Source organism: Marinibactrum halimedae (assembly GCF_021234875.1).
Taxonomy (GTDB): domain Bacteria; phylum Pseudomonadota; class Gammaproteobacteria; order Pseudomonadales; family Cellvibrionaceae; genus Marinibactrum; species Marinibactrum halimedae.
Map to the genome: position 1 here is coordinate 1 of NZ_JAJQVM010000043.1, position 11,078 is coordinate 11,078.

Below are 11,078 nucleotides of genomic sequence, written 5' to 3' on the forward strand. Positions count from 1 at the left end.
TTTGAAAAGGAGGAGATTCTACAGGGAAATTGAGTTTGTCGAATTAGCGTTGTAGGGAGCGGGTTGGATACGATGTTAATTGGGTAGGAATAGGCTGGATCGTTCGATGGTAGTTTGGGAAATTACAGGTACATTTAACGGCATTGTGGGCTCCAATGGCTTGGCCACATCGGAGTCGATGATGGGGCTGGGATTCATGATGATGGGTGGCCGAAGTATGGCCGAACAGATTTATGATGGCGCGGTTGATATTTACAATGAAGTGACCAGTAATTATGCGGCGGGAGAATTCCAGCAAGCCGGTGTGGCAGCGTCTGGTGTGGTTGGAATGGCGCTTACTCGTAGGCCGGTTGGGAAGGGGCTGACCCGAGCTGAAAAAAATGACATTGCAACCTTAAGGAAACCTCATGGAGAGGTACATGTTAAAGATATAAATCAAGCAAGAAAGTTACTTGATAATATGCCTGAACTGAAGCCCGCTACGCAGCTTAGATTAACTCCTAATCCTGGTGGAGGGTTGGCTAATGGTTTTAAAGATGCGAAAGGAACGTATAGGGGAGATTTAATAAATAAATCCAATCCCACGGGGCCAGTCCACCCTGGCGTACAAAACCCAAATCATGCTAATTTCCCACATTTTAATATAACGCTACCAGATGGTAATAAATCAGCAATAATTATTAGTGGCTCTTAAATTATGAATATAAATGAAATAGAGAATTACTTGAATTCCGGAAGTACTAAATCGATTTGTATTGATCGAAGGCTATCTGATACATATGAAGGTTTTGTCAGAGACTTAGTTATAAAGAGAGATCAGACCCTTTCTGTCGAATATAATACTTATGGTTACGATGAGGGTGGGTTAGTGCTGCTATTAAAGTACGAAAATTTTGAGTTGCTCATAAAAAGTATAGAGTGTTACCTTGGATTAAAATTAACGGAGTGGATGAATGTTAATAAGTCAGGATATTATCCTGATAACCCCAAAATAGTTGACTTTGATGTGTCGGGTAGGTTGTTGAAGCAACATTTGTTTGATCATGAAATCGATTTTCCTAAAGGCTGGATGAATATGGAATTGCCTTCAGATTATTGGGCCGGTATTTATAATCGAAGAATTAAAGTGCAGTAAAGCCTGTTTTTTTGTGTATTTTTTATTAAGTATATTTTATAAATTAGTGTCATGATTTTTACCGTCTGATTTTTGTAAGTTGATAGAATAAAAATAATCACTTATTCGGAAATTTGAAAAACGTTCTTTAAAAATTTAATTTTGATTGAGGGCGATTAGAACGAAGAATAAAGAGGGGTAGGCGTTATCTAAAAGTCTATCTAATAGGGAAGACTCTTAAAACTCCTTAGTGTTGAAAAGGCTACCTCATTACATTAATAGAGCGCCCAGTGCGTCGGGACGAAGCTGGTAGTAAATCAAGCCTAATTATCATGAGGGGCCAGCCAAGAGGCAATGATTCTGGCAATTTGATTCAAACATAGGTTTTTATTTTTAAAAAAGTGTTTCAAACGTTTGTGGTTAGAAGCAATTTGAGCGGTCCCTCCCATGTGTTCGGCCAATACCGCGAGATTGACACTTTCAGAGATAACGAGATTAATCATGAAGTGCGCCAAACATTCAGCACGAGATTGATGCCAGCCCAATAGTGCTTAAGTTTGTGGGTCAGTGAGCGAACGTCTTCATTTATCGGTTACACCTTTGGTTTGGTCACTTTAATGTACCGTATGAAGGCGTTTGCTCACTCCTGTAGGCTTTTCCAACAGTGTGTTTCAGGAATTATTGTTCCCTACAGAGAGAGATCCTTTCAAATTGATAAGCAATTTTAAATTTTTCTCTTTATACTTTATTCGCTGGCAAAAAGATATGAATTCCGTTAATAAATCGATAAGAAATACGCGATAGGTGCTAAAGTTTTCTAGTTCTAACGCTATTGAGATTAAAGCAATAATATCAGTGTGGGCTTGATCAATTGCAGAAACGCTGACTTTGGGAAGCTCTGAAAATCCCATCTTTCGGTATATAGTTAGCGTATTGTTTTGTACTTTATTTTTGATCTCCGCATTTTTAAAAAAATCGTTAAATGTATCCCGGTGTCTTATGTAAACCGGGCCCTGTTTCAGCTTGGTATTAATGTCCGTATGGTGAGTATCGACAATGCCATTAAAAAGTTTGTTTGTTATTCTGAGTTTCAAAGCAGAGCTTGGGGGCAGGTCTTTGCTGATTTTTGCGAGCAATTCATTGGGTAAATTGGTGATGCTCATTTGATTTAATCTCCTCTCCAGGTTTCTTGTCAATTCCATTTCGAGTAGAGAATGCAAACTTCTATTCAGGAGCTATTCTAGCGAAAAAAGGAATTGGTTAATATTACCCGTTATTACACCAGTCGTAAGCATAGCCCGCCTCTGATTTCTTTGAAATATGCTGACGACTTTTTTAACACTTTAACTTCTTTCTTAAATCGTTATGTTAGACTGGTTGAAGTTCAATAGATACAATTGCTACGTATATGTCACTTACGATGATACACACAAAGAAAAACAGCGCACTGTTGGCGGCAGAAATAAAATTACCTAAAAACAATGTAGAGGGTACGGATAGCAATTCGTCGAGTATGGAGTACAAGCACACAAACCCTGTAATAAAACCAACGATTGCAAATAAATGTGCGGTAAAAAGTAATATCCGCTTTTCTTACGGGTATAAATGTGGCATCTTTGTGGTCGTATGCTTTGTTTGTCACTGACTCTTTTGCCGGAAAAAAGCGGATAGGTTATTTCTTGTTGACCGCTTTTTCTACCTCGTTAAGTGATGCACTTCGGTGTTGAATCCGCCAAACATAGTTATCAATAAACACAGCATTAACAAACACCTTGATTGATAAAAAACCATTTAACCGAAAACAATACGGATTAGTATTAAGGAAAATGTCATGAGTTTTGAAATGTTAGACAAGGCAGGAACTGACCCAAGCTGTATGTATGATGGCCTTTCATGTCGCACATCTGGTGCTCTACTGGAAGATGAATTTCTCAAAAACGGAAAAGGAATGAAGTTTTTCCCCTGGATTAAAATAAACCATATTTACGCCAATATTACCGCAGAAACCGGCGGCTGGATGGCGTTAATTGCTCGCTTATACTGCCAGGGTTATCGAAAATTTCGAGTACTTTCTGGTCGTCATGGTGACGTTTATAACTACGATAATAATTTATTCGGGGGAGGATTCTACGGGGAAGATCGCCAACGAAAAATCAACATGGAAAACGGTACATCCACTTTTGGTAACGGTTCAACTCAAGTTAACTACATTACCGTGCCAGAAACAATCAGCATCGACGTTGTGGACATGGCCACTTACAGTTTTGGTCAACAAACTCAAGGGATAAAGCTACAATCCAAAATCGCCAAGGCACGCGGTGAAGTATTAATTCTTTCCTGGTGTTTCAGTTTATATGCTTTTAACAGCCTGACTATCAATAAAGTAGTTGAATTACAGCAACACGAATATCAACACCAAAACGAACCACTATACAAAGGTATATCCGGCTTTGGGGTTGCTTCAATGACCGCTATTGGAGCCGTAAAGGTTCGAGAAAACGCAAAATGGACCGTAAAACGCCACCATGAATTTTGTTACCCGGTAAGAAATGTCATTATGAATGATTGGATGTGGGCTTATCAGTAAGCTTTATTTATATGAAAACTGGCTGCATTGTGAAAATTACAGCCAGTTTTCACATTGTATATTTACAGCACTTCAAACACTGTAAATAACAATATCTGGGTAGTAGCCAAATGAAAATTTTTTTACTTTAGAACGCCTTTTTCCATTATTGCTGTCACCCAATATGTATGAATTTGATCGCCATTTCTCACACTTTTTGCTGGTGAGTAGGCTTACTTAATTGAGCTTAGTGCTATTTAAATAATTAAAAGTTAGTAACGTCGCTCTAAGTTGGCTTTGGTGTTTGTTATTAAAGTAAAATTCAATAGATACACTTGCTGCATGTGTGCCACTTAGAAAAAGTTTTTCTGAAGGAAAAGGGTATTTACACTTCCTATACCCAAACGATCGATGATCTGTCCAGATAAATATTAAAGAACTCTTGCCGTTAATCGATCACATCAAATCTTCTATCAAGTAAATGATATCTCAACCGCTAAAAATCATTCGTTTTTTTCAGTTGGGCGAGCACAGTCCTTTTGGGAGCCAATTTGCCTTTCGTGCGTCATCGGAGCAGCTAGTGGATCTTGCTAACGTAATAGGGTGCCCATGATAATTTGGTCGAGTATAATCGTAGGTTAATCAGACATTCCTTAAGTCAATGAAAAGAGGATGCAAAAATAGATCGATCACATGTTTATCGGTTCGATGTATTCTCAATTTTCGTCTCAGTCGTTATGCTGAGATTCCATATTAACCCCTGCGGATTTTTGCTATGAAATTTCTGGTTTTTATTCTTGCGTCACTCATCATAAGTGCAGTGTCCTCTGCTGCTGACCGAATTACTGGCTTAGTGCATGCCACCCGTTCCGAAGTCATTGCGCCCAATGCGATGGCCGCGACCAGCCAACCCCTCGCGACCCAAATCGCGCTGGATATTATGAAACAAGGGGGTAATGCGATTGATGCGGCGATTGCGGCCAATGCGGCGCTTGGGTTAATGGAGCCAACAGGGTGTGGTATCGGGGGTGATTTATTCGCCATTGTATGGGATGCCAAAACACAAAAACTCTATGGCTTAAACGCGAGTGGGCGATCTCCTCAAGGGTTGTCTTACGATCAGTTGCAAAAAGAATTAACGGATTTAGGCCGTGAAGATTTACCGCCCTATGGAATGCTGCCGATAAGTGTGCCAGGCGCGGTGGATGGTTGGTTTGAGTTACATAACAAATTCGGCCAGCTGGGGATGGATAAAATACTGCAACCGGCGATCAATTATGGCCGATCAGGTTTTCCGGTGAGTGAGTTGATTGCCCATTACTGGAATTTATCCGTGCCACGTTTGTCGCCACAGCCAGGTGCGTTTGCAGAGCATTTTACCATTGATGGGCGAGCGCCACGAAAAGGCGAAATATTTCGTAACCCTGCTTTAGCGAATACCTATCAGCTTATTGCTCAAGGTGGGCGAGATGCGTTTTATAAAGGTGACATCGCGAAAAAAATAGATGCCTTTATGCAGTCCGAAGGAGGCTACCTTCGTTATGGTGACTTCGCCGCACATCGATCCGACTGGGTTGAGCCCTTAGGTGTCGATTATAAAGGTTACACGCTTTGGGAGTTGCCGCCCAATGGTCAAGGTATTGCGGCACTTCAGATGCTGCAAATGTTAAAAAATTACGACTTGGGGTCCATGGGCTTTAACAGCGTAGAATCGTTGCACACCTTGGTGGAAGCCAAAAAACTCGCCTACGAAGATCGCGCGAAATTTTATTCAGACCTTTCGTTTCAGCAACAACCTGTCAAAAAACTCATTTCAAAAAAATACGGTAAAACTCGAGCGAAATTAATTGGAGAGCGAGCCGCCCAGCGGGTAGAGTCTGGCCACGCGGCCCTTGGTTATGGCGATACAATTTATCTCACCACGGCGGATAAAGAAGGGAATATGGTATCGCTGATTCAAAGTAATTACCGTGGAATGGGGTCTGGGGTTGTGGTTCCGGGGTTAGGTTTTGTGTTTCAAGATCGCGGCCAAATGTTTTCCATGGATAAAGACCACGCTAATGTTTACGCGCCAGCAAAACGTCCATTTCACACTATCATACCGGCGTTTGTAACAAAAAAAGGGCGTCCGTTTATGAGTTATGGTGTGATGGGCGGGGGTATGCAACCGCAGGGCCACGTACAAATATTGGTGAACATGGTAGATTATGGCATGAATGTACAAGAGGCGGGAGACGCTCCACGTTGGCAACATTTGGGCTCGACCGAACCCACTGAAGGTGCGGATACCTACCTTGTCGACGGCGGTTACATCGAACTTGAAACCGGCGTACCTTATCAGGTAGTAAGAGAACTTATGCAAAAAGGCCACAAGGTGCGTTTTGGCGTGGGCGGTTACGGTGGTTACCAGGCCATTATGCGCGATGAAAACGGCGTGTATTACGGTGCGTCCGAATCGCGAAAAGACGGCGCCGCCGCTGGTTTTTAAATTGCTAAGTGTCGAGAGCTGTCAAAGGGGTTACCCTTTTAATTAAAAAAGGCCATCAATAATGATGGCCTTTCTGTGTATGATGCCGAATTATTGGTTGAAATAATCAACTTAAAAATGAATAAGTGCACCCAGCGAGAGATTGGAAATTTCATCGTCTGCATCAAAGGATTGGTATTTTAGTGTCATTGAAAAATTCTCACCAAAGTGCGCTGTTGCCCCCAAGCCTAAACTTAAATCAAATCCGTCCTCATTGGCAGTGATACTGAAGTCGTTTCCATCTATTGATTGAAAACGAGCATCTGCCTCTACCTCCCAGTAAAAAACCCCCGCTTCTGCAAACAGTTCAAACGAATCACTCAACGGTAAAATACCTACCGCAGAGAAATCAAGCACATCGATTTTGTTTTCAAATTCAACGATACCCTGTTCCAATACCTCATTGAACTCGTATGTTCCTAAATCTATATAGGACAATTCTAGAGCAAAGTGTTCAAAAAACTTATACCCACCGACGATGCCGTAGGTTGTTTCATCATCGAATCCAGACACATCCACACTCGACTCACCCACTGAGATCCCTGTATAAAAACCCTCAGCAGAGACCACTGACGATAAAATGAGTAAAGATGAGGCCAATACACCCTTTTTAAACATAATAGCTTCCTTCGTTTTGCTGTCTTACAAAACCCATGGTAAATGAAATAAGATGGACTCAGAAATTCAAAAGCTTTGGAAAAAGAGGCCCTATTTATACTTGTATGCATACCTAAGCCCCTTTCTCTGAGTTAACTTCATGGTATAAATCAGGCCGGAAATAAACAACTCAGCGGAAGGGAAATGTCTGATTTGTACAAGCAAATGTCGTTCAAGTGCAATAAAGATCAAATCGTGCTCAATTAAAAGTTAGAATTTCTATTTAATCTTGAAGGTAACGATTGTTAATATCAAACTTTGAAAGTTTTTTATCGATAATAGAAGAGTTATTCCACATTCATTAAGCAAGTATGAGGGCAATGTATTCAGATGTTCAGTACTATTCTGCCATGCTTGTTATGAAATCGATAAGAGAAATTGTTGAAGTGAATTAAGTGTTACTGGTTTGGCGAGGTGATGATTCATTCCCGCCGCTAGGCATTTCTCTTGATGTTCAGTCATGGCATGGGAAGTTAAAGCACAAATAGTGATTGGGTTAACATGATGTTGCTTTTCCCAGTTGCGAATTTGAGTGGTGGCGTTGTAGCCGTCCATTTTAGGCATTTCGCAGTCCATCAGAATAAGATTGTAATTCGAATGCTTTTGGCACGCGATTTCTACTGCTTGTTCTCCGTCTTCAACAATAGTGTAATCAATAGCAAATTTTTTCAGCATTGCCGCAATGACTTTTTGATTAACCGCGTTGTCTTCTGCCACCAATATGCGGTAGTGTGAAAAATTCAGGTTGGGGTGTTTTTTGTGTTTTTCCGAATTCTTATTTTTCTCACTAACAGAAAAAGGAAGTTGAATAAAAAAGCAAGATCCTTTGTTGGGTTGGCTTTTGACCCAAATTTCACCGCTAAAAAGCTCGATGAGTTTCTTACATATGTTTAAACCAAGTCCGCTGCCGCCGAATTCTCGAGTGGTAGAGGTGTCGGCCTGTTCAAATTTCTCAAATATTTTTTCTTGGACGTCTTTGGGAATGCCGATGCCTGTGTCGCGAATCTCAAATTGCAATGTTGCTATACTATGTTCGATATTGATAAGAGTGGCTTTAAATTCTACAGTGCCTGACTGAGTGAATTTGAATGCATTGCTTAATATATTTCCAAGAATTTGGTGCAATCGTGTAGGGTCACTGGATAAACAATCTGGAATGTTTTTATCAATGGAAAATTTGAGCTTAACGTTATTGTTGGCTTGTGATTGATAAGCAGATAACAGAGCCGCTGTAAAATCCCTAAAATTAAATGTGACATTTTCCAACTTCATCATACCTTCATCTATTTTGGAAATGTCAAGAATGTCGTTGATGATAGTCAGTAAAGTTTTTGCGGAAAAGCTGATTGTTTTCAGGTGGTCTCGTTGTTCTTTGTTGAGGTGAGTTTCTTTTAGGAGATCTGTGATGCCGATGATACCGTTTAAGGGGGTGCGGATTTCATGGCTCATATTCGCTAAAAACATGGCTTTAGATCGAGCCGCAATATTGGCGGCTTCATTGGCCTCTTCCAGTTCTTCAGCACGTTGTTTGGCCAAGCTTTTCTCAATGAGCACTTTTGCTAGGTTAGATGCTTCCTCAATAAAGTGTAATTCTTCTTGTACCGGGTGACGAGGCTCATGGTAGTAAAGAGCAAAGGTACCGAGTACTTTATTATTCTCTTGGGTAATGGGGTGAGACCAGCAGGCTTGTAGACCTGCCGCTAGGGCTAAATGTTTGTAGTCTTTCCAGCGAGGCGCCGTGTTTAAGTCGGCATCAATCACTAATTTACTGCTGAAGGCGGCTGTACCGCATGAGCCAACAGCGGGGCCGATATACACACCGTTGAGTGCGTCTGTGTACTCTTTTGGCAAGCTAGGCGCGGCTCCGTGGGTGAGTTGAAGCCCGTCACGGGTTAGCAGGAGTATTGAGGCTTTCATCCCCACCGTTTCCCTTTCGATCAGTGTAGCCAGTGAAGATAATGCAACGTCAAGTGCTTGATCCTGAGTTAATAACTGTAGTAGGCGAGAATGATAATTCTTTGAGCGGACAGGTTTTGTTGAGGAAGAGTTGAACCTAGGCATGAACTTCTAATCTCATTTATATTATAAAATTGCTCGCTAGCAGTTATCAGTCCTTTATATACTTTCCGTGAATGATCGTAGGGAATAATATTTCTTTATGCCACATGCAGCCCTAGTTAGGAATGAGTATTACACTTTTATTTGTCTGTTTTTTATTCTTTTAAGTAATAATTGATATGGATTTACTCCAATTTAAGTAAAGTTGAGTAAATATTTACAGTGTAACCCTTTAAGTGTGACGCAGTTCCTTATAAAATGCGAGCCAACGTTGAATCTGGTGAAAGTTTAGCTTAAGCGGTATGAACTTTCACAGCGTTTTATTCTTATCACCATTACTTTCTGAATATCATTATAAAAAGTTTTTTTTTGAACTTTCTTGTCTTGGGTTATTGCAATCAATTTGTTTAAAGGAAATGTGGAGTTGTCCATGGAGCCTGGATTGAAGCGCATTGCGCTCATTAACCTTCTTCTTTGTTGCACTTTGTTTTGTTGTGCTCTTTTGATCAGCGTTTCTGTTGTTGCACAGGAGCTCCCTTTTTCTGATCACGAAAAACAAATTAAACAAGGAAACGATCGTATTGTTAATGAAAACCGTCCATTACTGCAAAGACAAGACATTTTTTTACAAGACTTATTTTCGTCAGACGACCCTTCAGGTGTGGATGCAGATTCTGATGTTTGTGTGCAAGTGAATACCGTCAAGGTAACAGGTGTAACGAAGTTTTCTACGAAAACAATTGAAAACCTTACTCAGCCTTATCATCAGCGTTGTATTAATTTAAATCATGTTAATCAACTGGTGACTGATCTTTCTAATTTGTATTTAAACGCGGGTTTTGTCACCAGTCGTGCTTATATTAATCCGCAGCATTTATCGACGGGTGTGTTGGAAATTGTGGTGCTTGAAGGATTTATTGAAGCTATTGAATCCGTTCATGAAACACTTTCAGAAACACAATTGTCCTTAGCATTTCCGACAACCAAGCAAAAATTACTGAATTTGAGGGATTTAGAGCAAGGGTTGGAAAACTTAAATCGTTTAGGAAAAAACCAAGCGACGATGTCGTTGGTACCGGGTAACACCCAGGGTGGCACGGTGGTGAGTGTGCAAAACCGATTAGGTGATGGGTGGCGAGGTTCGATCGGTTTAAATAATACCGGAGTGGAAGATACCGGTGAATTACAATTAGATGCCAATTTATCACTCGATAACGTCTTGGGTATCAACGATAATTTTGTTGCGTCTTTATCGTCCAACGTGGGTGAGCATGATTTGCCCGTTGCTGAATCTCGCAGTGTATCCCTGGTCGGGTCACTGCCTTACCATTATTGGTTTTTCAGGCTGAGTAATAGCTATTTTGAATACGAACAATCTGTATTGGGTAACAATGTTGACTTTACTACCCGTGGCTCTTCGTTCAATTCCAGTTTTGAAGCCGATGTTACGGTGTATCGTGGTCAATCTCAAAAGCTTAATGTAAAAACCTCGTTATCCCGAAAAGAAAGTAAAAATTACATCGAAGATATTTTTCTTGAGACTTCATCACGAACATTATACCTCTGGGACCTTTCAGCATCGTATTTAAAACACTTACGTAAAGGGACTTTAACGGCAGATTTTACCGTTTCGAAAAGTGTGCCGTGGTTTGGTGCGACCGAGCAATTAGTCTCTGCTGAAGTGGATTACCAATTTACCAAATACACATTGGATGCGGGGATTTCTCGCCACATGAAATGGGGCGAGCAGTCGGTGAATTTATCGTCGCAGATGCATTTATTGTATTCGCCAGAGGTGATACTTGCCTCAGAAGGACTTACCGTTGGTGGTCGTTACAGTGTGCGTGGTTTATCTCAGCGTGCCTTATTTGGGTATCGTGGTGGTTATCTTCGCAACGATTTTTTATTCCCTGTTTCTACCCCTTGGGATCAATTTGGACAAACTCAGTTGATGTTAGGCGTTGATGTGGGGGCGTCTAATTTACCTGAATTCCCGGATGAAAATTCCGATTGGGTCGCTGGTTCTGCATTAGGGTTCACGTTTTTGCATCGTGATCTCAGTGTGTCTTTTACATACGCCAAAGCATTACGAACGCCAGACTTTATTGACGATAGTCAAGAAGAGCTGGACGTTTTTGTTCGCATGAATTTCTGAA

The 11,078-nt window shown here is 40.9% G+C and carries 9 protein-coding genes; 5 read left to right on the forward strand and 4 right to left on the reverse strand.

Annotation, left to right across the window (positions count from 1 at the left end):
- Positions 1–106: 106 nt before the first annotated feature.
- Positions 107–694: a hypothetical protein gene (locus LU351_RS18420; RefSeq protein WP_232595570.1), complete on the forward strand. Its 588-nt coding sequence runs from the start codon at positions 107–109 to the stop codon at positions 692–694.
- Between the two features lie 3 nt (positions 695–697).
- Positions 698–1,135, forward strand: coding sequence for a hypothetical protein (locus LU351_RS18425; protein ID WP_232595571.1), 438 nt, complete (start codon positions 698–700; stop codon positions 1,133–1,135).
- Between the two features lie 302 nt (positions 1,136–1,437).
- Here LU351_RS18425 and LU351_RS18430 read toward each other — a convergent pair whose 3' ends face one another.
- Together LU351_RS18430 and LU351_RS18435 are read right to left on the reverse strand one after the other, a co-directional pair.
- Positions 1,438–1,617 (reverse strand): hypothetical protein, encoded by a 180-nt coding sequence (locus tag LU351_RS18430; protein WP_232595572.1) that lies wholly within the window; start codon positions 1,615–1,617, stop codon positions 1,438–1,440.
- A 168-nt stretch (positions 1,618–1,785) separates the two neighbouring features.
- Positions 1,786–2,277: an F-box protein gene (locus LU351_RS18435; protein ID WP_232595573.1), complete on the reverse strand. Its 492-nt coding sequence runs from the start codon at positions 2,275–2,277 to the stop codon at positions 1,786–1,788.
- 668 nt (positions 2,278–2,945) lie between these two features.
- Here LU351_RS18435 and LU351_RS18440 point away from each other — a divergent pair.
- Together LU351_RS18440 and ggt are read left to right on the forward strand one after the other, a co-directional pair.
- The gene (locus LU351_RS18440) at positions 2,946–3,701 is read left to right on the forward strand and encodes a hypothetical protein (protein WP_232595574.1); all 756 of its coding nucleotides are present in this window, start codon (positions 2,946–2,948) and stop codon (positions 3,699–3,701) included.
- A gap of 754 nt (positions 3,702–4,455) precedes the next feature.
- On the forward strand, positions 4,456–6,168 hold the full coding sequence (gene ggt / locus LU351_RS18445; RefSeq protein ID WP_232595575.1) for a gamma-glutamyltransferase: 1,713 nt from the start codon (positions 4,456–4,458) through the stop codon (positions 6,166–6,168).
- A 111-nt stretch (positions 6,169–6,279) separates the two neighbouring features.
- On the opposite strand, the gene LU351_RS18450 is transcribed toward ggt, so the two are convergent.
- Both LU351_RS18450 and LU351_RS18455 read right to left on the reverse strand, forming a co-directional pair.
- Complete coding sequence (locus LU351_RS18450) at positions 6,280–6,825, reverse strand: outer membrane beta-barrel protein (RefSeq protein ID WP_232595576.1); 546 nt, start codon at positions 6,823–6,825, stop codon at positions 6,280–6,282.
- Positions 6,826–7,221: 396 nt separating this feature from the next.
- The gene (locus LU351_RS18455; protein ID WP_232595577.1) at positions 7,222–8,925 is read right to left on the reverse strand and encodes a GAF domain-containing hybrid sensor histidine kinase/response regulator; all 1,704 of its coding nucleotides are present in this window, start codon (positions 8,923–8,925) and stop codon (positions 7,222–7,224) included.
- A 427-nt stretch (positions 8,926–9,352) separates the two neighbouring features.
- On the opposite strand from LU351_RS18455, the gene LU351_RS18460 reads away from it, so the two are divergent.
- Positions 9,353–11,077 carry a ShlB/FhaC/HecB family hemolysin secretion/activation protein gene (locus LU351_RS18460; RefSeq protein WP_232595578.1) on the forward strand — a complete coding sequence of 575 codons (1,725 nt, stop codon included), beginning with the start codon at positions 9,353–9,355 and terminating at the stop codon, positions 11,075–11,077.
- Position 11,078: the final 1 nt, after the last annotated feature.

Excerpts from the sequence above, each read along its gene's own strand:
- LU351_RS18455 (WP_232595577.1), bottom strand. The coding sequence starts at position 8,925 with ATGCCTAGGTTCAACTCTTCCTCAACAAAACCTGTCCGCTCAAAGAAT.
- LU351_RS18430 (WP_232595572.1), bottom strand. The coding sequence starts at position 1,617 with ATGATTAATCTCGTTATCTCTGAAAGTGTCAATCTCGCGGTATTGGCC.
- ggt (WP_232595575.1), top strand. The coding sequence starts at position 4,456 with ATGAAATTTCTGGTTTTTATTCTTGCGTCACTCATCATAAGTGCAGTG.
- LU351_RS18425 (WP_232595571.1), top strand. The coding sequence starts at position 698 with ATGAATATAAATGAAATAGAGAATTACTTGAATTCCGGAAGTACTAAA.
- LU351_RS18420 (WP_232595570.1), top strand. The coding sequence starts at position 107 with ATGGTAGTTTGGGAAATTACAGGTACATTTAACGGCATTGTGGGCTCC.
- LU351_RS18435 (WP_232595573.1), bottom strand. The coding sequence starts at position 2,277 with ATGAGCATCACCAATTTACCCAATGAATTGCTCGCAAAAATCAGCAAA.
- LU351_RS18460 (WP_232595578.1), top strand. The coding sequence starts at position 9,353 with ATGGAGCCTGGATTGAAGCGCATTGCGCTCATTAACCTTCTTCTTTGT.
- LU351_RS18450 (WP_232595576.1), bottom strand. The coding sequence starts at position 6,825 with ATGTTTAAAAAGGGTGTATTGGCCTCATCTTTACTCATTTTATCGTCA.
- LU351_RS18440 (WP_232595574.1), top strand. The coding sequence starts at position 2,946 with ATGAGTTTTGAAATGTTAGACAAGGCAGGAACTGACCCAAGCTGTATG.